Genomic DNA, 21,373 nt, shown 5'->3' on the forward strand with positions numbered 1-21,373 from the left:
AGCCGTTCCGGCGTGGGGAGTTACTTCTTCCGCAGGTGGACCGACACCCCGTGCGCGGTGAAGACCTGCTCGGCCGTCCAGCCCTCGACGGCCACGGAGACCTCGGCGAACCGGCCCTGCACGGACCGCGCCCCGACGACCGCCACCGTGTCGCCGGACCGCGGCGCCTGCGCGGCGTCGAAGCGGACCACCAGCTTGCTGCCGGGCTCCAGGACCGCGCGCCTGTCCACGTCGAGGGCCGGGTCGGCGCCCCGGTCCAGCGTCACGTCGAGGACGCCGGCCTGCGTGTAGTCGCCCCGCACGCGCACGGTGTGCCCGCCCGTGGCCAGCGTCCCGCCCTTCACCCGGACGTCACCGCGGCCGAGGGCCTCCTTGGAGCCCGCCGCGAGCACACCGGCCTCCACGACGGTGCCGCCCTTGTAGCGGTTGGCGCCGGTCAGCGTCAGCGTGCCGCTGCCGCGCTTGACGAGACCGCCCACGCCGTCGATGTCGTTGCGCCAGGCGTCGGCCGCGCCGAAGCCGCCGAGCGCGGCGTCCAGCGTGACGGTGACGTCCGTGTCGAAGGCGCCGTAGCCGTCCGCCGCCGCGAACAGGTTGAGCCGGCCCCACTGCTCCCAGCCGTCCAGCAGGACGTACCCGGAGGGCAGCGCGGTCGTGCGCAGCACCTCGCGCCGCTGCGCCGCGTCGAGGTACGGCAGACGCGTCTCCAGCAGGACCTCGGCCCCCTTGGGCACGGTCATGCCCTCGGACGCGCCGCGCCGGCGCAGGACGTACGTCAGCTTCGGCTCGACCAGGCGGGCGTTGGCCAGGCGGTCGGCGTACGGGTCGTCGGCGTCGGAGTGCGCGTAGGCGAACAGCGTGTCGGCGGTGGTGCCGGTCTTCGCCTGGAAGTACTCGGCGGCCTGCTTGCGCGCGGCGGCCTTGAGCGCGGTGTTCTCCGGCTTGTGCAGCACGGCGGCGGCCAGCGCGGTGGCCATGATGCGGCCGCCCATGACGTCGACCGTGGAATGCATGCCGGACATGATCCGGGTGTGGGTCAGCTCGAAGGCGCGGGTGATGATCTCCTGGAAGCGCTCCGGGACCGCGTACGCGTACGCCAGCGCCGCCAGGTGGAAGGCGTTGGTGTGGCCGCTGGGGAAGCCCCCGTCCTCGGCCGGCACCTCGCTGCGCTGGCGCAGGAGCTGCTTCACCACGATCACGTCGGACTCGTAGACGGGGTACCCGAGCGCGTCCTTCTCGCCGGTGTCGACGACCTGGCTGTCCTCGTTCATCCGCCAGGGCCTCGGGTACTGGAAGCTGAACTTGGCGGGGTTGCTGGAGGTGAAGTCGCCGCGCACGGTGTCGACGAGCTTGGCCACCAGGCCGAGGTCCGAGTCGTACGAGCCGGCGCCCAGCGCGGAGCCGGCGGGCGCGCCGGCGGGGACGGCGTCGTTGATCTTGGTCGCGGGGATGCCGTCGGGGGCGGCGGTGATCGAGGTGACCGCCTTGGCACCCGTGCGGTACAGGTCGGCCAGGGGGCCGAGACCGCCGATCATGGCGTAGCTCTGGTGCTGCCGGTCGTAGACGAACGCCTCACGGGCCTGCGCCTCCGTGCGGCGGCCGGTCAGGCGCGCGCAGTAGCGCATGTTGTCGCGCAGGATCTCCGGCAGCAGCGGAGTGCCGGTGTTCCAGGCGCCGCCCGTCTTCCAGATCACGGCGAAGCCGCCGAGCGCGCGGATGACGGCGTTGGTCTCGGCGGTCTGGTTCGCCGTGCTGTTGGTGCTGTAGTCGTCGACGAAGGCCGCGAACGCGGTGGCGGCCTTGGCCTCGGGGGCCTGCCACAGGTCGACGACGGTCGGAGCGGCTATCAGGCCGGCCGTGACGCCGAGTGAGTTCCTGAGGAAGACACGGCGGTCGAGAGTGTGGTGCCCGGCGGATGACGGCATGGAGCGCCGCTCCTTTCGCGAGGTGGTGATCGGGTGCGGGCTGAGCGTGAGGTTGACGCATGACCGGTCGGTGTCCGGTCGGCGACCGGACGGTGATCAGCGGGCGACCGGTCGGAGGAGAGTACGTGAGAGTGCCAACGCCCCTTCGACCGGCGGCACTTGGAGCACATGCGGTCGCGCGGACGGTACAGCGTCGAGGAGCGCTTCGGCGAATGCGGAGTACAGGGCGGGCCTGGAGAGGATCGTCCCGCCGGCCACCACCACGTCGTCGACGGGGACCTGGCGGGCCGCGAGCCGGGCCACGAGCGAGGCGAGCGCGCGGGCCCCTTCGGCGATGACCCGGCGGGCGAGGACGGAGCCCTCCTCGGCGGCCTCGAACACCTGCGGGGCGTGCCGGCCCCAGTCGGCGGACATCGCCGTGGCGGCCTCCAGCGCCCCGCCGAGAGCCGGCACCTCGCTCACCCCGAAGGCGGCGATCAGCCGGCCGGCGAGCGCGTCGGGTGCCTCGCCCCGGTCGTGCGCGGCCCACACGGCGCGGCACGCCTCCCGGACCAGACCGGCGGCGCCGCCCTCGTCGCCGAGGACCGCGCCCCAGCCGCCGACCTGCACGGACGTGCCGTCCGCGGAGCGGCCGACGGCCACCGAACCGGTGCCCGCGACCAGCCCCACCCCCCGGGCGAAACCGGCGGCGGGAGCCAGCAGCTCGGCGTCGCCGACCACCAGGCACGGCACCTGAAGCCGTTCCTGGAGGGCGAGGCGTATCCCCTCGCACTGCCGGGGCGTCTCGCAGGCATGGGCGCCGACGGCCACGGCGGACCCGGGGGTGTGCGCGGGCAGCACCTCCTCGACCAGCGTGGCCAGCCATGCGGCCGCGGCCGCCGGGTCGTGCGGCCGCCAGCCGCGGCTGGCCCGGACGTGGTCGGCCACCGGCTCCGTCCCCGCGACAGCACGGAGATGGGTCTTGGTGCCGCCCACGTCGATACCGACCGTGACGGGCCTCGAGTCCGGCACGTGAGCCTCTTTCGTCGTTGCGTTGCGATGGGCGCAGCGACGGCTGGGCGAAACCGTGCCAGGACACACTGGGTCTGTGGGGGGTGCTAGGGAAGCCCCGGGACGGGCCTCGGCGGATGCGGCAGACGAGTACCGCTTGACTTCGTTAGGAAATTAACTAACGAATAAGGGTGCGTCAAGGGTTACGACGCCGGATACCGCACGACCGTGCGGTAGGACGAACGCGGCACGACTGGGGAGACCATGCAACTGAGCGAGAGCGCCCGCGCCGTTTTCGCCGTACTGGCCGCGTCGAGCACCGCCACCCGCCCCCAGCTGGCGACCGGCGCGCGCCTGTCCAAGCCGACCGTCTCCACCGCCGTGGCCGAGCTGGAGGCCGCCGGACTCGCCGCGCACTCCGGCACGCTCTCGGGCGGAACGGGCAGGTCGGCGGCCGTGTACGACCTGGGGCCGGCCGCGGGCGCGGTCCTCGCCGTCGACCTCGGGCCGAGCGTCACCCGGGTGCGGGTCTGTGCCCTGGACGGCATCCTGCTCGCCGAGGGCACCGGTCCGCGGGCGGACACCGTCGACGTGGTCGCGGACGCGCTGCGCGGGCCGGCGCCCGGGGCGCCCCTGCGCGCCATCGTCGTCGCCGTCGGCGATGTCACCGTCCAGAGCCGCGAGGGCACGGCCGTACGGCCCGCCACCGCCAAGGCGGGCCCCATCTTCGACGCCCTGACCGTGGCCCTCCCGCCCGGAGTGCCCGTGCACGTCGAGAACAACGTGAACTGCGCCGCCCTCGCCGAACTGCACGAAGGAGCCGCCCGGGGCCGGGACACCTTCGGCTACCTGCGGATCGGCGTCGGTATCGGTCTCGGTGTCGTCATCGGCGGCCAGGTGCTGCGCGGCGCGAACGGGGCCGCCGGTGAGGTGGCCCGGCTGCCGTACCCGTGGGACGCGGACCGGGAGCCCCGCCACGAGGGCCTGGAGGCCCACCTAGGAGCGGGTTCCCTGCTGCGCCGGGCGGCGGACGCCTGGCAGGGCGGAGACGGCATGTGCCCCGACACCGTCGACGGACTGTTCGCGCTGGCCGACACCGGACACCCCACGGCGTGCGCCGTCGTCGGCCGGCACGCCGCCGACGTGGGCAGACTCGCCGCCGCGGCCACCGCCGTCCTGGATCCCGGCCTGATCGTGCTGGGCGGCGCCGTCGGCTCGGAGCCCCGGCTGCTGCCCGGCGTACGGGCCGAACTGGCGCGGCTGAGCTGGCCCACCGAGGTCGTGAGCAGCGCGCTCGGCGACAGCGGCACCGTGGTGGGGGCCAGTCGGCTGGCCGTGGCCCGGGGAATCCAAACCGTGACCGGAGGTGCGGCGGTGAAGCATTGACGGACTCCACCGCCATCTGCCAATGTCCGGACAAGCGCTTTCTAAGTCGGCCGGGACGCCGGCTTGGGGTGAGCCTCCCGCCTGTACTCGATGTCTCGATGTACGGCAATCGCACGAGGGCGTGCCCGTGCGGTGACGGCCGGTACGGCCGGGGATCCCGCCCCGTGAGGACGACGCGGCCGGGCGAGGCCGTGGCCCCCGGAAAGCAGCCTTCCTGCAAAATGCACCCGTGCCGCCTCGGTCGGCGCCGTGCTCCGTCCCCTACCGAAAAAAAGGGATCGAAGATGACCACTGTGGGTGTGCGGCGCTCCCGCCGACTCGGCCGCGGCGGTATGCGCCGCCTGGTTCCCCTCGCTGCCGGTGCCTCGGCGGCGGCCCTGCTGCTCTCGGCCTGCGGAGGCGGCTCCGAATCGGGCGGCACCTCCAAGTCGCTGACGTTCTGGATCTCCACCGTTCCGGGACAGGACGCGGGCTGGAAGAAGGTGGTGGCGCAGTACAAGAAGGACAAGGGCGTCAAGGTCAAGCTCGTCAACATCCCCTACGACGGCTACACGACCAAGCTGCACAACGCCGCGCAGGCCAACTCCCTGCCCGACGTGGCCGCCGTGCCGGCGCTGGACCCGATCTGGTCGAACAAGCTGATCGACCTCAAGTCCATCGCCGACAAGAAGAGCAACAACATCAACCAGAACTTCCTGGCGAAGGACTCGTCCGGGAAGGTGCTGGCCATCCCCTCGGACGTCACCGCGTCCGGCATGTTCATCAACAAGTCGCTCTTCGAGAAGGCCGGCGTCGACTACCCGACCTCGCCCGACAAGACCTGGACCTGGAGCGACTTCATCAAGGCGGCGGACAAGGTCCGCGAGAAGACCAAGGCGAAGTACTCCCTGACCTTCGACCAGTCGCCGTCCCGGCTGCGTGCCATGGTCTACGAGATGGGCGGCAAGTACGTCCACGCGGACGACTCCGGCAAGTTCTCGGTGGACGAGGCGACCAAGAAGGCCGTGAACACCTTCGTCGGGTGGAACGACGACAAGACCATGCCGAAGTCGGTGTGGACCAGCGGCGCCGACCCGTCCGCGATGTTCCAGAGCGGTGACGTCGTCGCCTACTGGTCCGGCGTGTGGCAGGTGCCCGCCTTCGCGGAGAGCATCAAGAAGTTCGAGTGGGCGAGCGTCCCGACCCCGGCTCAGCCGGTGCAGGCCAGTGACGTGAACGCCGGTGGCAACATCGTCGGCTTCAACAACAACGCCGACGCGGCCGCCGCCGCGAAGGACTTCCTGTCCTGGCTGTACGAGCCCGACAACTACCGGACGCTGTGCGAGGCCTCCGGATTCCTGCCGGTCGAAAGCGGCCTGAACCCCACGTACCCGTTCAAGTCCGAGGCGGCGCAGGCGGCGTACAAGCTCTACAACGAGTCGATCCCGCTGTACGACCCGATCTCCGGCTACTTCAACGGCGCGCAGACCAGCTGGGTGCTGAACGGCAAGAGCCTCACCGAGGACCCGACCAAGACGGAACTCGGCAAGGCCATCAACGGCCAGCAGTCGGCCGACAAGGCCCTGGAGGCCATCGTGGCCGGCTACAACCAGCAGGTCGGCGGCTGAGCGTAGGCCCGAGGGCCGGGCGGCGGGGTCCAGACGCCGCCGCCCGGCCCGGACGCCCGCGCAGTGCCGGGCTCATGGTGTGAGCCCGCGGGGGGCTCACGCCGGTGAGCCCCAGCAATCCATTCCACCAGCACGGAGTCAGGAAGATGACAAAACGCGCCTCGGCCGTGTCCGCGAGCCCGCCCAGGAGACGGAGCAAGTACACCCTTGCGCCGCTCGTCCTCATCGCGGCCAATGTCGTGCTCTTCTCGCTGTTCTTCGTCTGGCCGGCGGTGATCGGGCTCATCTACAGCTTCACGAACTACACGGGAGTGGGGGCGTTCCAGTTCATCGGACTGGACAACTACCACAACCTGTTCGGGGACTCCACCTTCTACTCGGCGCTGACCCGGACGCTGCTGTACGCCGTGCTCTTCGTACCGCTGAACTTCGCGGTCTCGCTGCTCATCGCCAACCTGCTCGTGAGCAAGCACGCCAAGGGCGGGTCGGTCGCCCGCGTCATCTTCTTCATCCCCTGGCTGCTGTCGCCGATCGTCGTCGGTGTCCTGTGGCGGTGGCTGTTCGGTGAGAACTTCGGACTGGTCAACTACATCATCGAGCAGTTCGGCGGCAGCGCCGTTCCGTGGCAGTCGAACGCGGACCTGTCGCTGATCGTGGTGGTGATGGCCGCGTCCTGGACCTGGACCGGCTTCTCGATGCTGCTGTTCATCGCGGCGATCAAGAACGTGCCGGTGTCCTACTACGAGGCCGCCTCGCTCGACGGCGCCGGCCCGTGGCGCCAGTTCTTCAGCATCACGCTGCCGAGCATCGCCCCCACCTCGTTCATCGTCATCCTGCTCAACACGATCAACGCGATGAAGGAATACCCGGTGTTCGTCGCCCTCAACAACGGCGGACCCGGCACGTCGAACAACCTGCTCGTCCAGTACATCTACGAGACCGGCTTCAAACGGGGCCAGATCGGCTACGCGAGCGCCGCGTCGTTCGTGCTCATGATCATCCTGATGGCCGTCGCGATCGTTCAGATGATCGTCAACCGGCGGGTGGAGAACCGATGACAACCACAGACATCCCCCGCCCGGTCGACGCCGGGTCCGCACGACCCGTCTCCAAGAAGCGGCCCCGCCGTGCCGCCACCGGTGGCCTCCGGCAGGCCGTGTCCGCGACGACACTGCTGTGGATCCTGGCGTGCCTGTACGGGCTGCCGGTGCTCTGGTTCATCCTCAGCTCCCTCAAGCCGGCCAGCGACCTGTTCTCCTATCCGCTGACGCTGGTTCCGCGCAACCCCACCCTGTCGGGCTTCGAGGCGGCGTGGGACAGCGCCAACTTCTCCCAGTACTTCATCAACACGGCCATCGTCTGCGTGATCACGACGATCCTCACGGTGGGCGTCAGCTGCTGCACCGGGTACGCGCTGGCCAAGTACGACAACAGATGGCTCAAGGCCTTCTTCATCTGCATCCTGGCCACCACGATGCTGCCGGGCGAGGTCATGCTCGCCCCCTCGTTCCTCGTGGTCCGCGACCTCGGCCTCTACAACTCGTTCGGCGGCATCATCCTGCCGGCCGTGCTGACCGCGACCGGATGCTTCATGTTCCGCCAGTTCTTCCTGACGGTTCCCGACGAACTCGTGGAAGCCGCGCGCATCGACGGCGCGCGTGAGCTGTCGATCTTCATGCGGATCATGGTGCCGATCTCCCGGCCGATCATGCTGACCCTCGCCATCCTCTCCTTCCAGTGGCGGTGGAACGACTACATCTGGCCGCTGCTGATGCTCAACGACCCCAACAAGTTCACCGTGCAGATCGGCATCCAGAGCATCGTCGGCGCGCAGAACATCAACTGGTCGGTCCTGCTCGGCGCGTCGGTCATCTCCATGATCCCGCTGATCCTGGTCTTCCTGGTCTTCCAGCGCTACGTCATGGGCGCCGACATCAACGCCGGACTGAAGGACTGATCTTGCCCACCCCGCTCGACCACGAGTTCGTCCGGTCGGTGGCCCGCGCCGCCGACCGGCAGGCCGCCCCGCTCGCGGCCCGCCCCGACGAGGAACCCGCCGGTGTGCCGCACCGCGGTCTGGCGCGGCGGGTGAAGACCCTGGTCGCGGCATACCGGTCCCCCGACTCGGCCCTGCACGGCAGCGGGCGGGCCGTCACCGCCGCGATGACCCACCTCCGGGCCCTGCGGGCCACGCAGACCACCACCGGCCTCTTCGCCGGCGGCGACAACGTGCAGTCCCCGCCGGACTCCGCGTTCACCGTCAACGACGTGTGCGACGCGCACCTCCTCGCCGCCGGCGCGGGGCCGGAGCTGAGCGAGGCCACGGCGGCCCTCGCCGAGATCGCCGGCGCCGCCTCCGACAGCCTGCGGACGGGCGGGGTGCACACCCCGAACCACCGCTGGGAACTGTGCGCGGCGCTGGCCCGCCTGCACCGGTCGTTCCCCGACGACCGGCTGCTCGACCGCGTCGAGGAGTGGCTCGCCGAGGGCGTCGACATCGACGCGGACGGCCTGTACTCGGAACGGAGCGCCAACTACGCGGCCCACGTGTCCAACCCGTCGCTGCTGCTCCTGGCCGAGGTGCTCGGCCGCGCCGACCTGCTGGACGCCGTCGAACGCAATCTCGCCACCACCCTGGACCTCATCCGACCCGACGGCACGGTGGAGACCGTCCACTCGCGGCGGCAGGACCAGTACGCCCCGTTCCCGCTGGCGCCCTACCTGCCGCACTACCGGCTGCTCGCGATCCGCACCGGCCGGGGCGACCTCGCCCGGGCGGCACGGCTGGCGGCCACCGAAGGCATCGACGACCCCGACCTGCTCGCCGAGACCCTCCTCACCCCGGACCTGTGCCGTGCCCTGCCGGCCCCGACCGCCGAAACCCTTCCGCGCGACCGGTACCTCACCACCGCACGCCTCGCCTCCCGCGCATCGGCCACCGCGCACACGGTGGTGTACGGCGGCTCCGACGTGCCCGAGCACCGGCGCATCCGCTCGGGCCTCGCCTGCAACCCCACCTTCCTGCGCCTGTTCGCCGGCGAGGCCGTGCTCGACGCGGTCCGTCTCTCGCGGGGGTTCTTCGACCTGGGCCCGTTCCGCGCCGCCGACATGGAACAGCTCGCCGAGAACCGGTACCGGCTCACCGAGACCCTCACCGCCGCCTACTACCAGCCGCTGGCGAAGGACCGGAGGCGGGACGACGGCGGCTACCGGCTGGGGGACGAGGGCCGCTTCTCGGCCGCGATGGCCTTCCCGGACCGGCCCCGAGACGAGGTCTCCCACACGACCCGCGTCGAGGTCGACCTGCGGGAGGACGGCGCCGACCTGCGGATCGACCTCAGCGGACCCCGGGTGCCCTGGGCCCTGGAACTGACCTTCCGGCCGGGCGGTGTGCCGCAGGGCGCCGTGCCGCTGGGCGACGGTCGCTGGTGCCTGACGGACGGGCCGATGACCTACCGGGCCGGTGAGGACGAGATCCGCGTCGAGGTCACCGTCGAGGCGGGCGAACCGCTCGCCGGGCCGGACCGGAGCGAGGTACTGCGGTACGACCCGGGTCAGGACCACACCGTCGTGGGCGGTACCGACGCCACGACCGGAAACCCTGTCTATCTCGGTGGAATGGGCCCGCACACCCTCACCGTCGCTCTGCGCGCCCGCCGGTCCGCCCCCCTCGCGTGACCGGCAGCACCACGCACCTGCAGGGGGAGCGGCGTACCTCGCCGACGACGGGACACGTCATCGGTGACCCGGCGGGCGACCACCGGGGGGACCGACCCTGAAGCTCCACGCCTGATCACAGGCCCCGATACCAGCAGCCCGGCGTTCCTGACGACGCCGGGCTGCTGCCCGTCCGTACCGGGCCCCCACCCCTACGCCTCCACCACCGGCATCGCCGACACCGGCACCACCAGGTCGGCGTGACGCCTGCTCGCCGTCACCGACTCCGCGTTGCGCCGATCCGTACCGTCGACCCAGGCGACCGCCTCCGCGTGCCCCTTGCCGAACTCCTCGTGCCGGGCCACCAGCCGCCGCACCCGTTCACCCTCGTCGAGGTCGCAGAACCAGACCTCGTCGAGACGGGAGCGCACACGCGGCCAGACACCCGCCTCCAGCAGGAGGTAGTTCCCCTCGGTGACGACCAGCCGGGCGGACGGCGGCACGGGGATCGAACCCGCGACGGGCTGCTCCAGGGTCCGCTCGAACCCCGGCGCGTACACGACGTCGTCCTCGTCCCGGCGCAGCCGCTCCAGCAGGGCCGCGTAGCCCGCCGCGTCGAACGTGTCCGGCGCGCCCTTGCGGTCCCTGCGGCCGAGGCGGTCGAGTTCAGCGTCCGCCAGGTGGAAGCCGTCCATGGGGACATGGGCGACCCAGGGCTCACCGTCGCCGTTGAGCGCCCGGGTGAGCCGCTCGGCGAGGGTCGACTTCCCCGCGCCGGGGCTGCCGGCGATACCGAGCAGGGTCCGGCGGCCGGGGCGGGCCAGCGAGGCGGCCCGGTGCAGCAGGTCGTCGAAGGTCAGGGGCATGCCGTCGACGGTAGCCCCCGTCCGGCTTACTCGGACAGGGACCGGGCAGACGAGCATCGCTGCCACTGGAACGAGAACAGCGGAAGGTGCGGGATGGGAGCGGGACCCAGGCCGGAGCCCCACGGCGAGGACGAGGCGACTCGGGAGGAGCTGGCGCGCCTGCGCGCCGAGGTACGCAGCCTCCGCACCCGGACGGAGGGCCGGACCCTGATCGCCCAGGCCCAGGGCATGTTGCGGGAGCGCTACGCCCTGCCGGACGCCGAGACCGCGTTCGCGCTGCTCCAGCACGCTTCGCAGCAGTACAACGTCAAGCTGCGCACCCTGGCCGGCGCGGCACTGGGCGCGCCCCGTCCGCACAGCCGCGGCGACCTGTGGTTCCCCCGCCGGTTCCGGCGGGCGGAGCCGGCCCTCGGCTTCGGGGCGGCACGCGAGCCCCGCTCCGGCCGGGGCAACCGGAGCGAGGTGCTGGCCGCCGTCCTCGACCGGACGCTCGCCGTCGCCGGCACCGGCATGGGCAACGTCCAGATCGCCGACCGGGCCGAGGGCGGACTGCGCATCGAGCGGCACACGGGACTCACGGCCGACTTCGTCGACTTCTTCGCGTACGTCGGCGACGGCGGCACCTCCTGCGCCAAGGCCGCGCGGGACGTGGCCCAGGTCACGGTCCGGGACGTGGCGACGGACCCGGTGTTCACCGAGGAGGCCCGCGAGGCGATCCTGCGCGCGGGCAGCCGCGCCTGCCACAGCGTGCCGCTCACCACCGCTTCCGGGCTGGTCGTCGGTATGGTCTCGGCTCATTTCGAACGCCCGCTGCGGGATCTGAACCGAGCCCAGACCAAGGAGCTCACCGTCGTGGGCGCCCGGGCCGGGGAGTGGCTCGCCTGGTACGACAGGACCGTCGTCCTCGACGCCCTGGAACACCTCCACACCCTCGGCCGTGCCCACGGCGGTGGCGGCATCAGCAGGCGGTGAGCGGTTTCTCACCCGACCGCCTCACTGACTCCGGCCGCGAAGGGAACCCCGACTCCATGACAGAGACGACCGAACCGACCGCACTGGGCCTGCCCGGACGGATCCGTGCCTGCCTCTTCGATCTCGACGGCGTCATCACCAGGACGGCCGTCGTGCACGCCGCCGCGTGGCGGCGTGCGTTCGACGAGTTCCTGCGCCGTCGCGACGGCGACGCCTTCCGGCCCTTCGACCCGTCCGCCGACTACGACCGGTACGTGGACGGCCGCCCCCGCGCCGACGGCGTGCGCACCTTCCTCGCCTCCCGCGACATCCACCTCCCCGAGGGCAGCCCCGACGACCCGCCCGACGCGCCCACCGTGCACGGCCTCGGCAACCGCAAGAACGAGATCCTCCTGGACCTCATCCGCACCGACGGCGTCGACGCCTACGACGGCACCCTGCGCTATGTCGAGCGGGTCCGCGAGCAAGGGCTGCGCACCGCCGTCGTCTCCTCCAGCGCCAACTGCCGGGACGTGCTGCGCTCGATCGGCGCCGAGCACCTCTTCGACGTACGGATCGACGGCGTGGTGGCCGCCGAGCGGGGACTGCCGGGCAAGCCCCGCCCGGACACCTTCCTCGCCGCCGCCCACGACCTCGGAGTCGAACCCGCCGACGCCGCCGTCTTCGAGGACGCCCTCGCCGGCATGGACGCCGGACGCGCGGGACACTTCGGCCATGTCGTCGGCCTCGACCGCGTCGGCCAGGCCGACGCCCTGCGCGCCCACGGCGCCGACATCGTCGTACCGGACCTGACGGAACTGGGGGACTGGGCTTGATCACCCACAGGGCGTACGCCGTCGAACCCTGGAGCCTGCGCGAACAGCACCTGCACCTCGACGTCCTGCCCCAGAGCGAGTCGGTGTTCGCCCTGTCCAACGGACACATCGGCTGGCGCGGAAACCTCGACGAGGGGGAGCCGCACGGACTGCCCGGCAGCTATCTCAACGGCGTCCACGAGTTCCATCCGCTGCCGTACGCGGAGGCCGGCTACGGCTACCCCGAGTCCGGGGAGACGGTGATCGACGTCACCAACGGCAAGATCCTGCGGCTGCTCGTCGACGACGAACCCTTCGACCTGCGCTACGGCCGGCTGCGCCGCCACGAACGCGTCCTCGACCTGCGCGCCGGAGTGCTGCGCCGCAGCTGCGAATGGACCTCCCCGGCCGGGACGACCGTCCGGGTCCGTTCCACCCGCCTGGTGTCGTTCACCCAGCGGGCGATCGCCGCCGTCGCCTACGAGGTCGAGGCCGTCGACGGCGAGACACGCATCGTCGTCCAGTCGGAGCTGGTGGCCAACGAGCAACTGCCCGAACGCGAGGGCGATCCACGGGCCGCCGTCGCCCTGAGGACGCCACTGGAACCGGAGGAGCATTTCGCGGACGGGACCCGGCTGCGGCTCGTGCACCGCACCCGGCACAGCGGCCTGCGCGTCGGCGCCGCCGCCGACCACGTCGTCACGGGCCCCGGTGACATCACCACCGGGGCGGAGAGCAGGGACGACGTCGCCCGTCTCACCGTCACCACCGTCCTCGCCCCCGGGCAGCGGCTGCGGGTGGAGAAGGCCGTCGCCCACGGCTGGTCCGCCACCCGTTCGCTGCCCGCCGTCGCCGACCAGGTCGACGCCGCCCTCTCCGCCGCCGCACACGGCGGCTGGCAGGGCCTCGTCGACGAACAGCGGTCCTTCCTCGACGACTTCTGGGCCCGTGCCGACGTCGAGGTCGACGGCGACGAGGAGATCCAGCAGGCCGTACGGTTCGCCCTGTTCCACGTCCTCCAGGCGGGCGCCCGCGCCGAACAGCGCGCCATCCCCGCCAAGGGCCTCACCGGCTCCGGCTACGACGGCCACGCCTTCTGGGACACCGAGACCTTCGTCCTGCCGCTGCTCACCCACACCGCGCCCGGCGCGGTCGCCGAAGCCCTGCGCTGGCGCCAGAACACCCTGCCCGCCGCCCGCGCACGTGCGGCCCAACTCGGCCTGAAGGGCGCCGCGTTCCCCTGGCGCACCATCAGCGGCTCGGAGCGCTCCGCGTACTGGCCCGCCGGCACGGCGGCCTTCCATGTGAACGCCGCCGTCGCCGCGGCCGTGGTCCGCCATGTCGTCGCCACCGGCGACACCGCCTTCGAACGCGACACCGGCGTCGAACTGCTCGTGGAGACCGCCCGGCTGTGGCGGTCGCTGGGCCACCACGACCGGCACGGCGCCTTCCACATCGACGGGGTGACCGGCCCCGACGAGTACAGCGCCGTCGTCGACGACAACACGTACACCAACCTCATGGCCCGCGCGAACCTCCTGGCCGCCGCCGACGCCGTCGAGCGCCACCCCGACCGCGCCGCGCGCCTCGGCGTCGAGGACGAGGAGAGCGCCGCATGGCGCGACGCCGCCCACGCCATGCACGTGCCCTACGACCACGAACGGGGAATCCACGAACAGCACGCCGGATTCACCCGCCACCAGCGCTGGGACTTCGAGAACACCGGGCCCGACCGGTACCCGCTGATGCTGCACTTCCCCTATTTCGACCTCTACCGCAAGCAGGTCGTCAAGCAGGCGGACCTGGTGCTCGCGATGTACACGTGCGGCGACCATTTCGACGACGGCCAGGTGGCACGCAACTTCGCCTACTACGAGCCCCTCACGGTCCGCGACTCCTCCCTGTCCGCCTGCTGCCAGGCCGTCGTCGCCGCACGGGTCGGCCACCTCGACCTCGCCCACGACTACCTCACCGAGTCCGCGCTGATGGACCTGGCGGACCTGGAGCACAACACCCGCGACGGCCTCCACATCGCCTCCCTCGCCGGCACCTGGACCGCCCTCGTCGCCGGCTTCGGCGGGATGCGGCACCACGGCCCGACCGTCGGCTTCAGGCCCCGCCTCCCCGAGCGCCTGAACCGGCTCGCCTTCACGGTGGGGCTGCCCGGCACCTGTCTACGGGTGGAGATCGAACCCCGGCACGCCACCTACGAACTGCTCTCCGGCGACAGCCTGACGCTCCGCCACCATGGTGAGCCGGTCACCCTCCACGGCGACAAACCCCGGCGGCTGGACATCCCGGCACTGGAGCCACCCGGTCCGGAGCCCGAACAGCCCCCGCACCGGCGTCCCGGCCGCCGCCGGAGGCGCGCCGGCTGAGTCAGCCGCAGAACGTGGACTCCAGCGTGCTGTTCACCGTCGCGTACACCGGGCCGTTGTTGGACGTGTTGGCGAACGAGGTCACGCTGCGCTTGCCGTTCTTCGAGGTGAACGCCCAGGTGTAGTAGCCCTGCACGGTTCCCGTGTGCCCGTACACGGAGACCCCGCACGACAGATCGCGCCGGCGCAGCCCCAGTCCGTACGCCTGGGTGCTGTTCACCGGTGTCCACGTCATCATCTGCTTCAGCTGGGCGGCCGAGGTGAGCTTGCCCCGCACCAGCGCGGACATGAACTTGTTCAGGTCCTTGGCGCCGGAGACCAGACCGCCCGCGCTCTGCGCCCACGACGTCGTCTGCAGTGTCGAGTCGATCTTCTTCCCGGTGGAGTCGGCCGTCATGTAGCCGCGGGAGTGCTTGCCGGGGATCGTGTTCTTCGGGTGGACGTAGAACGTGTCGACCAGTTTCAGCGGCTTGATGATCCGGTTCTGGTAGGCGGTCGCCACCGGCTTCTTGGTGATCTTCTCGATGAGCATGCCCGCGACCACGAAGTTGGCGTTCGAGTACGCGTAGGCCGCGCCCGGCTTGTTGGTGCGCGGCTCGGCGAGGGACATGTCCATCAGCTGACGGTAGGTGAACACCTTGTTCCGCACCTTCTCGAACCCCGCCACGCTGGGGGAGAAGAGGGTGTTGGCGTAGTCGTACAGCCCGCTGCGGTGACTGAGGACATGGCGCACGGTGATCTTCTTGTCCGGCAGCAGCCCCGGCAGATACGTGTCGACCGAGGAGTCGAGCTTGAGCTTGCCCTCGTCGACCAGCTGCAGCAGGACCACTGTCGTGAACGTCTTGGTGACGCTGCCGACCCGGATGCGGTCCCCGGTGCCGAGGGCCCGCTTGGTGGACCGGTTCGCGACACCTTCCGCCAGATGGTGCACCGTGCCGTTGTCGTCGATCCTCGCGAACGCGCCCGGCGCCCCCTGTGACAGCGCCGTGCGCAGCAGTTTCCGCAGCCCGGTCGTGTCGGGCCCCGCCTGCGGGGCCGCGTGGGCGGGGACCGTCACCAGGGACAGGACGATCGCGCCCAGCGTCGCCACACCCGTGCCCACCGTTCTCGTAACCATCTGACTCGACTCCCGTCGCTCTCCGTCATCGACAGGGTGCATTGGAGTCCAGCGATCACGGAGAGTCAAGTAGCCGAGTGGGGAGGCGAGTTGACCGACCCGAAAGAGGGACAGTCACGGCGGGTCGGTTTCAGCCGCCGAAAAGCTGGGTCCAGTAGGTGCCGGCCGCCCCGCCGCCGACGAAACCGACACCTATATGGGTGAAGCCGGGTTTGAGGATGTTCGCGCGGTGCCCGGGGCTGTTCATCCAGCCGCGCACCACCTCGGCGGCGGAGCGCTGGCCGCACGCGATGTTCTCCCCGACCGACCGGTGGGTGGATCCGGCCGCCGCCGCGCGGTGCCACGGTTCACCGCCGTCGGGGGAGGTGTGCGCGTAGAAGGCCCGCGCCACCATGTCGGCGCTGTGCGCCTGGGCGGCGTCGGTGAGGTGGGGGTCGGGGGAGAGCGGAGGAAGGCCCGCCCCGGCCCGTTCGCCGTTGGTGAGGGTGATGACCTCGGTGGCGGTGCGGTGGAGGCCGGCCAGGGAGAAGGGGTGGGCCCACAGGGCCGTCCAGAAGACGGTTCCCGAACGGGGGTCGGTGGCCTGGCCGAGGCCGGTCTCGCTCCAGGCGGGTTCGCGGAGGGTGCCTCCGGCCGTCCCGTCGGAACGGCAGTAGTCCACGAACTCGGCGGCGGTGCGGGGGCCGGAGACCAGGTGTTCGCCGATGGTGAGGTAGGCGTAGCCGGTACCGGTGACGCGTTGGTGGACGGAGACGCCGTCCCGGCCCTCGGCGGCGAGCCGGCCCTGGGCGGCCATCGCGCCCGCGTGCGCCCGGGCGGCGGCCGACAGACGGCTGTCGAGCGAGACGGGCGGAGAACCCGCGCCGGCACGGACGGAGTTGACCAGGCCGAGGAAATCGGTGTGGGCGGGGGGAGGTGGTGGACCGGTGGGGCGCGTACGGGCCGGTGGGGGCAGGTCGCGCCCTCGCGGCGCGGCCCCGGGCCCCGGACGGGGTGGCGGCGCGGGCGTCTCCTCCTCCAGCACGTCCACGCCGAAGTCCCGCGCCACTCCCGCCAGGCCGTCCGCGTATCCCTGTCCGAGGGCCCGCAGCTTCCAGCCCGTTCCCCTGCGGTACAGCTCCGCCAGGAGCAGTACGGTCTCGCGGGCGGGTCTCGGCGGGGTGAAGCGGGCGATCGTGCGGCCCCCGGGGCCGGTGACGAGCAGGGTCGGGGCGGGCAGGTGGCCGAGCGGCGTGTCCGGGGCGGCCGGGCTGACCGCGACGGTGAGGCGGGTCGCGCCGGGGCGCAGGGCGGCCGGGTCCACCGTCAGGGTCTGTCCGGTCAGCCGGGCGCCCGGCGCCGCCGGCTGGTTGTAGAAGACGAAGTCGGCGTCGCCGCGGACCTTGCCGGTGTCGTCGGTGACGAGGGCGGACACGTCGAAGGGGCCCGGCACCCTGATCGTCAGGGTGCCGCCCGGCAGAGGGAGATTGCCCCCGGGAACCAGCTCGCTCATCGGTGCCGTCCGTCGCAGTGACCGTCGGCCCGACAACGTCTCACCCCCGCAGTGCGGTTCCCGTGCCCTCCCGGCCCTCGTCGGCCAGGGCGTCCTGGCGGCCGGTGCGCATCGTCCGCAGCGCGAGCAGGAGGACGCCGATGTCGTCCAGGTAGACCGGGTCGGGTACGAGATCGGTCGGCAGGACGAGATAGAGGACGGCACCCCAGAAGACCCACTTGGGGCCGGTCGGGAGTCCGGCGCGGTTCAGCTCGCGCCGGGTGCGCACCAGCCGCAGCAGCAGCCACACGGCCACGCCGAGGACGGCGGCGGCGATCAGCGCGATCGCGGCGATCACACCCCAGGTCCAGGAATCCATCGGTCCGCCCCTCCGTCGGGCCGGGCGGTGCGCCCGGCCTGTGCCTGCCCATCGTCTTCCCCCCGGGCGGCGCCGTGTACCGCGGCGCGCGGGGAGTGTGACCGGGTCAGTTCGAGGCGCGGGCGAGGTTGTGGTCCACGAGGGCCTGGCTGACGGCCCGGATGGAGCGGGCCATGTGGTTCAGCTGCATGACCTCGGCGGCGTACATCTTGATGGTGTGCTCGATGACCGACTCGGACATGCCGAGGCTGGGCAGCTCGGAGCGGGCGGTCTGCAGGGCGGTGCGGGCGACCCGGATCTCGTGCTGGACCTGGATCTGGGCGTGGCGGGCGAGCAGCACGGGGTGCCGCATCATCGCCGGGTAGCTGCCGTAACGGGCCGGCACCAGCTCGCGCAGCCACTTGGCCGCGGACCTCTCCCAGTCGTAGCTGCCGGGTGTCTTGACCTGACACGGCCAGTCCGTGCGGAGGGGCGAGGAGGTCAGGGCCATGTGTAACGCTCCGGTCTTGCATCGACGCCATTGGGTGCAGCGGGTAGTGGAGTCTGGGCGGCCCCGGCATAGGGGATGGCCGGGGCCGCCTCACCCGGGGCGCCGTGGCGGGTAGGAGCGGACGGACCCGGGTGGACGACGTGACCCGGCGTCCACCGGGTCACGATCCGCGAGCAGTATTTATATATACCCCTGAGTATGCAAGGGCATGGAAAAATTCATGCTGGCCGACGGCGGGAGAGGGCACGAGGAATCCTCCGCCCTCCCCGGCATCGGGGAGGGCGGAAAGGGATCAGTCCCTGAGGAAGAACTGATGCTGCTCCGACACCTGCTCGTACGCCTCCAGCCGCGCCTGGGTGCGCTCGGGGTCCGCGTCCGTCATGGCCTGCAGCAGGGCGGAGGACATCATCACGGGGGCGGCGTAGGAGTCGAAGACCAGGCGTGAGCCGGTGCCGATGGCGAAGACGGCGTCGGCCTCGTCCGCCAGCGGGCCGAGCGCCAGGTCGGTGACCAGGGCGACCCGCAGCCCGGCGCCGTGGGCGACGCGCAGCGCCGTCAGCGTCTCCTGCGCGTGCCGGGGCATGGAGAACGCCAGCACCCAGGTGCCGCCCGCCTCCCGGGACTGCAGCAGGGCGTCGTAGGCGACCGTGCCGCCCTTCGTCACCAGCCGGACGTCGGGGTGGATACGGCGGGCGGCGTAGGCGAAGTACTCGGCGAGCGCACCCGAGATCCGCAGCCCGAGGACGGTCAGCGGGGCCGAGCGCGACAGGGCGCGGCCGACCCGGATCACCTGGTCGGGGTCGGCGAAGTCGCGCCGCAGGTTCTCCAGGTTCTCGATCTCGGCGTCCACGGCGGCCTGCAGTTCGTTGCTGCGGTCCGCCGCGGAGACGCCCGGGGCGCTGCCGAGGGTGGCGAGCGCGATGGACTGGAGCCTCTCCCGCAGCGCCGGGTAGCCGCTGAAGCCGACGGCCGCGGCGAACCGGGTCACCGAGGGCTGGCTGACGCCGACCCGCTCCGCGAGGTCCGTGATCGACAGGAACGCGGCCTCGGTGATGTGCTCGATCAGGTACTGGGCGATCCGCCGCTGCCCGGGGGAGAGCCGGGGGCCGTCGAACAGTTCCCTGAGCCGGGACGTGGGCGACTGCTCGGTCTCCGGGGCGGTACGCCCGGACGTGATCGCTGATGCCTGCGCACGTGCCTGCTGCGGCGATGGCACGCGCGTGCCTTCTTCGTCTCCCACGAGCACTCAACATAGCCCACGGCCCGCACACCTCCCGGCGCCCGCCGGTACGACCTGCGAGAACCCCGTTTCGGGCAGACCATGGGGGTACTCGGGGTACCCGCATCCTGTCGCCTCCTACGAGGGAGAAGGCTCGTGACCCTGCCCAGTCTGCCGGTGTCCCAGGTCGAGGTCGTGCTCTGCGACTGCTCGGCCGAGGACGCCGAACGTGTCTTCGCGTGTCTGCGCGCCCACTACGAGACGGACCGGCGCCCCGACGACCCACCGCACGAGACCGGCACCGACCGGCCGACGATGTGGACCGGCATGTACGACACGGCCGCCGCCGTCCCCTCCGGCTCGGGGGAGCAGCCCCGGCCACCGTCCGCACCCGTCACGGTCGAGGTGCAGGGCAGCCCGCCCGCCGTACGGCTGCTGCGCGAGGCGCTGGAGGAGGCGTACAGCGTCCGTCAGGTGGGCGTGGACGCCGGTGATCAGGAAGTGCAACTGCAACTGCGGGTCGAGGGGCGGGAGGGGCGTAGCTGATGACCACTCTGGGGGTGGGGCGCGGGCGTGCCGCGCGGAGTTCGGTGACGGAGGGCGCGGCGCGCGCCGGGCTGACCGCGCGCGGTGTCATCTATCTGCTCGTCGGGGCACTGGCCTTGCAGATCGCCTTCGGCGGAAGCTCGGAACAGGCCGACAGACAGGGAGCGTTGGAGGAGATCGCCGAGAAGCCGCTGGGCTCCGTGCTGCTGTGGGCGCTGGGCATCGGCCTGGTCGGCATGGCGCTGTGGCGGCTGTCGGAGGCCGTGTTCGGCGCGGCGGGAGCGGACGGCCGCAAGTGGACCAAGCGGCTCGCGTCCGCCGCCCGCTTCGTCTTCTACTCCTTCGTCGCCTACTCGGTGCTGACCTTCGCGGCCGGCGAGGCCGGCGGGGGCGGTTCCAGCGACGAACAGTCCCGGGACGTGACGGCACGCGCCCTCGAACTGCCCGGCGGGCAGTGGATCGTGGGCGCGGCGGGTGTCGGGGTCGTCGTCGCGGGCGGATGGATCGGCGTACGGGCCGCGATGCGCTCGTACCACAAGCATCTGCGGCTCGGTGAGATGTCCCGGCGCACGCGGCGGCTCGTCGACGTGACCGGCGTGGGCGGCGGGGTGGCGCGCGGCCTGGTGTTCGCCGCGGCGGGTGTCTTCGCGGTCCGCGCCGCGATCCAGTACGAACCCGACGAGGCCAAGGGCCTCGACGACACCATCCGCTCCTTCGCCGAGGCCCCCGCCGGTCCGGCGCTCCTCGCGTGTGTCGCGGCCGGGCTCGTGCTGTTCGGGGTGTTCTCCTTCGCGATGGCGCGCTGGCGCAAGGTGTGAGTCGCGGGGCGAGGGTGCGGGGGAGAGAGCTGGTGAGGCCGTCCCGGCCGACGGGCGAGGCCGATCCGGCCTCGGTGGGTTCCGCCGAGCAGATTCGCTCGTGCGACTGAAATGGCGCGAGGTGCGCTTGAGGTCCGGGCGCACAGCGTCATGGAGGGAGGGGAACATCGACTTCAGCAGCCGGGAGGGCACGTGAGCGAGGTGCAGGGCGACCGGGGCAGAGGGCGCGACGAGACCGAGGACGAGCGGGCCGACCGACGCTGGAACGAACTCATCCAGGAGGTGCGGGTCGCCCAGACCGGTGTGCAGATCCTGTTCGGTTTCCTGCTCACCGTGGTGTTCACGCCGCGCTACGAGGATCTGGCGCAGACCGAGCGGACGATCTACATCGTGACCGTCGTCCTCGGCGCCGCCGCCACCGGTGCGCTCATCGGGCCCGTCTCCTTCCACCGGATCGTCGCCGGCCGCCGGATCAAACCCGCCGCCGTACGGTGGGCCGCCCGCCTGACCATCGTCGGCCTGGTCCTGCTCCTCGCCACGATGACGGCGGCGCTGCTGCTGATCCTCCGCGTGGCCACGCACGACGAGTACGTGCCCTGGCTGGTGGGCTGCGTCCTGCTGTGGTACCTGCTGTGCTGGTTCGTACTCCCGGCGTGGATCCGCCGACGGCACGCCGACGACTGATTCCGGGCGCCGGCGCCTGATCCACGGGTGCCGCCGCGCCCACGCCCGGTCCTGGACGCCGCCGCCCGCCCCCG

General features: G+C 71.8%; 19 protein-coding genes. 11 read left to right on the forward strand and 8 right to left on the reverse strand.

Features of this window, described 5'->3' with window-relative positions:
• Nucleotides 1-20 precede the first annotated feature (20 nt).
• Complete coding sequence (locus tag ACZ6BB_RS35260; protein ID WP_471619198.1) at nt 21-1,925, reverse strand: phosphatase PAP2 family protein; 1,905 nt, start codon at nt 1,923-1,925, stop codon at nt 21-23.
• Between the two features lie 96 nt (nt 1,926-2,021).
• Complete coding sequence (locus ACZ6BB_RS35265; RefSeq protein WP_471619199.1) at nt 2,022-2,936, reverse strand: BadF/BadG/BcrA/BcrD ATPase family protein; 915 nt, start codon at nt 2,934-2,936, stop codon at nt 2,022-2,024.
• Nucleotides 2,937-3,179: 243 nt separating this feature from the next.
• Here ACZ6BB_RS35265 and ACZ6BB_RS35270 point away from each other — a divergent pair, with 243 nt between their 5' ends.
• The 5 genes from ACZ6BB_RS35270 (at nt 3,180) to ACZ6BB_RS35290 (ending at nt 9,586) form a co-directional block, all read left to right on the forward strand.
• Nucleotides 3,180-4,301: an ROK family protein gene (locus ACZ6BB_RS35270; protein WP_471619200.1), complete on the forward strand. Its 1,122-nt coding sequence runs from the start codon at nt 3,180-3,182 to the stop codon at nt 4,299-4,301.
• Between the two features lie 284 nt (nt 4,302-4,585).
• On the forward strand, nt 4,586-5,908 hold the full coding sequence (locus tag ACZ6BB_RS35275; protein ID WP_471619201.1) for an extracellular solute-binding protein: 1,323 nt from the start codon (nt 4,586-4,588) through the stop codon (nt 5,906-5,908).
• A gap of 146 nt (nt 5,909-6,054) precedes the next feature.
• Complete coding sequence (locus ACZ6BB_RS35280) at nt 6,055-6,966, forward strand: carbohydrate ABC transporter permease (protein WP_471619202.1); 912 nt, start codon at nt 6,055-6,057, stop codon at nt 6,964-6,966.
• Entirely contained in the window at nt 6,963-7,865 is a 903-nt protein-coding gene (locus ACZ6BB_RS35285; RefSeq protein ID WP_471619203.1) for a carbohydrate ABC transporter permease, read from the forward strand. The genes ACZ6BB_RS35280 and ACZ6BB_RS35285 overlap by 4 nt, the downstream gene beginning before the upstream one ends.
• 2 nt (nt 7,866-7,867) lie before the next feature.
• Nucleotides 7,868-9,586, forward strand: a complete 1,719-nt coding sequence (locus ACZ6BB_RS35290; RefSeq protein WP_471619204.1) for a hypothetical protein — start codon at nt 7,868-7,870, stop codon at nt 9,584-9,586.
• Nucleotides 9,587-9,777: 191 nt separating this feature from the next.
• Here ACZ6BB_RS35290 and ACZ6BB_RS35295 read toward each other — a convergent pair whose 3' ends face one another.
• On the reverse strand, nt 9,778-10,431 hold the full coding sequence (locus tag ACZ6BB_RS35295) for a nucleoside/nucleotide kinase family protein (RefSeq protein ID WP_471619205.1): 654 nt from the start codon (nt 10,429-10,431) through the stop codon (nt 9,778-9,780).
• A gap of 93 nt (nt 10,432-10,524) precedes the next feature.
• Between ACZ6BB_RS35295 and ACZ6BB_RS35300 the strand changes: the two genes are divergently transcribed.
• Genes ACZ6BB_RS35300 through ACZ6BB_RS35310 form a run of 3 tightly spaced genes read left to right on the forward strand, consistent with a single transcriptional unit; the run spans nt 10,525 to nt 14,575 of the window.
• On the forward strand, nt 10,525-11,403 hold the full coding sequence (locus ACZ6BB_RS35300) for an ANTAR domain-containing protein (protein ID WP_471619206.1): 879 nt from the start codon (nt 10,525-10,527) through the stop codon (nt 11,401-11,403).
• A 56-nt stretch (nt 11,404-11,459) separates the two neighbouring features.
• Nucleotides 11,460-12,218, forward strand: a complete 759-nt coding sequence (locus tag ACZ6BB_RS35305) for an HAD family hydrolase (protein ID WP_471619207.1) — start codon at nt 11,460-11,462, stop codon at nt 12,216-12,218.
• Nucleotides 12,215-14,575 (forward strand): glycoside hydrolase family 65 protein, encoded by a 2,361-nt coding sequence (locus ACZ6BB_RS35310; protein WP_471619208.1) that lies wholly within the window; start codon nt 12,215-12,217, stop codon nt 14,573-14,575. Before ACZ6BB_RS35305 ends, ACZ6BB_RS35310 begins: the two co-directional genes overlap by 4 nt.
• A gap of 1 nt (nt 14,576) precedes the next feature.
• On the opposite strand, the gene ACZ6BB_RS35315 is transcribed toward ACZ6BB_RS35310, so the two are convergent.
• The 5 genes from ACZ6BB_RS35315 to ACZ6BB_RS35335 all read right to left on the reverse strand — a co-directional run bounded on the left by ACZ6BB_RS35315 (nt 14,577) and on the right by ACZ6BB_RS35335 (nt 19,248).
• Nucleotides 14,577-15,692: a serine hydrolase domain-containing protein gene (locus ACZ6BB_RS35315; protein ID WP_471619209.1), complete on the reverse strand. Its 1,116-nt coding sequence runs from the start codon at nt 15,690-15,692 to the stop codon at nt 14,577-14,579.
• Between the two features lie 130 nt (nt 15,693-15,822).
• Nucleotides 15,823-17,184, reverse strand: a complete 1,362-nt coding sequence (locus ACZ6BB_RS35320) for a CAP domain-containing protein (RefSeq protein WP_471619210.1) — start codon at nt 17,182-17,184, stop codon at nt 15,823-15,825.
• Nucleotides 17,185-17,224: 40 nt separating this feature from the next.
• The gene (locus ACZ6BB_RS35325) at nt 17,225-17,542 is read right to left on the reverse strand and encodes a YkvA family protein (protein WP_471619211.1); all 318 of its coding nucleotides are present in this window, start codon (nt 17,540-17,542) and stop codon (nt 17,225-17,227) included.
• A gap of 106 nt (nt 17,543-17,648) precedes the next feature.
• Nucleotides 17,649-18,032 (reverse strand): hypothetical protein, encoded by a 384-nt coding sequence (locus ACZ6BB_RS35330; RefSeq protein ID WP_383894135.1) that lies wholly within the window; start codon nt 18,030-18,032, stop codon nt 17,649-17,651.
• A gap of 292 nt (nt 18,033-18,324) precedes the next feature.
• Complete coding sequence (locus ACZ6BB_RS35335) at nt 18,325-19,248, reverse strand: MurR/RpiR family transcriptional regulator (RefSeq protein ID WP_471619212.1); 924 nt, start codon at nt 19,246-19,248, stop codon at nt 18,325-18,327.
• Nucleotides 19,249-19,407: 159 nt separating this feature from the next.
• Between ACZ6BB_RS35335 and ACZ6BB_RS35340 the strand changes: the two genes are divergently transcribed.
• The 3 genes from ACZ6BB_RS35340 to ACZ6BB_RS35350 all read left to right on the forward strand — a co-directional run bounded on the left by ACZ6BB_RS35340 (nt 19,408) and on the right by ACZ6BB_RS35350 (nt 21,299).
• Complete coding sequence (locus tag ACZ6BB_RS35340; RefSeq protein WP_471619213.1) at nt 19,408-19,797, forward strand: hypothetical protein; 390 nt, start codon at nt 19,408-19,410, stop codon at nt 19,795-19,797.
• The gene (locus tag ACZ6BB_RS35345; protein ID WP_471619214.1) at nt 19,797-20,615 is read left to right on the forward strand and encodes a DUF1206 domain-containing protein; all 819 of its coding nucleotides are present in this window, start codon (nt 19,797-19,799) and stop codon (nt 20,613-20,615) included. Before ACZ6BB_RS35340 ends, ACZ6BB_RS35345 begins: the two co-directional genes overlap by 1 nt.
• Before the next feature lie 150 nt (nt 20,616-20,765).
• A complete protein-coding gene (locus ACZ6BB_RS35350; protein WP_471619215.1) occupies nt 20,766-21,299 on the forward strand; it encodes a DUF6328 family protein in 534 nt (177 codons plus the stop codon).
• Nucleotides 21,300-21,373: the final 74 nt, after the last annotated feature.

This window comes from Streptomyces sp. NPDC041108 (assembly GCF_055592645.1).

Excerpts from the sequence above, each read along its gene's own strand:
- ACZ6BB_RS35260 (WP_471619198.1), bottom strand. The coding sequence starts at position 1,925 with ATGCCGTCATCCGCCGGGCACCACACTCTCGACCGCCGTGTCTTCCTC.
- ACZ6BB_RS35270 (WP_471619200.1), top strand. The coding sequence starts at position 3,180 with ATGCAACTGAGCGAGAGCGCCCGCGCCGTTTTCGCCGTACTGGCCGCG.
- ACZ6BB_RS35275 (WP_471619201.1), top strand. The coding sequence starts at position 4,586 with ATGACCACTGTGGGTGTGCGGCGCTCCCGCCGACTCGGCCGCGGCGGT.
- ACZ6BB_RS35280 (WP_471619202.1), top strand. The coding sequence starts at position 6,055 with ATGACAAAACGCGCCTCGGCCGTGTCCGCGAGCCCGCCCAGGAGACGG.
- ACZ6BB_RS35285 (WP_471619203.1), top strand. The coding sequence starts at position 6,963 with ATGACAACCACAGACATCCCCCGCCCGGTCGACGCCGGGTCCGCACGA.
- ACZ6BB_RS35295 (WP_471619205.1), bottom strand. The coding sequence starts at position 10,431 with ATGCCCCTGACCTTCGACGACCTGCTGCACCGGGCCGCCTCGCTGGCC.
- ACZ6BB_RS35300 (WP_471619206.1), top strand. The coding sequence starts at position 10,525 with ATGGGAGCGGGACCCAGGCCGGAGCCCCACGGCGAGGACGAGGCGACT.
- ACZ6BB_RS35305 (WP_471619207.1), top strand. The coding sequence starts at position 11,460 with ATGACAGAGACGACCGAACCGACCGCACTGGGCCTGCCCGGACGGATC.
- ACZ6BB_RS35315 (WP_471619209.1), bottom strand. The coding sequence starts at position 15,692 with ATGGTTACGAGAACGGTGGGCACGGGTGTGGCGACGCTGGGCGCGATC.
- ACZ6BB_RS35320 (WP_471619210.1), bottom strand. The coding sequence starts at position 17,184 with ATGAGCGAGCTGGTTCCCGGGGGCAATCTCCCTCTGCCGGGCGGCACC.
- ACZ6BB_RS35325 (WP_471619211.1), bottom strand. The coding sequence starts at position 17,542 with ATGGATTCCTGGACCTGGGGTGTGATCGCCGCGATCGCGCTGATCGCC.
- ACZ6BB_RS35330 (WP_383894135.1), bottom strand. The coding sequence starts at position 18,032 with ATGGCCCTGACCTCCTCGCCCCTCCGCACGGACTGGCCGTGTCAGGTC.
- ACZ6BB_RS35345 (WP_471619214.1), top strand. The coding sequence starts at position 19,797 with ATGACCACTCTGGGGGTGGGGCGCGGGCGTGCCGCGCGGAGTTCGGTG.
- ACZ6BB_RS35350 (WP_471619215.1), top strand. The coding sequence starts at position 20,766 with ATGGAGGGAGGGGAACATCGACTTCAGCAGCCGGGAGGGCACGTGAGC.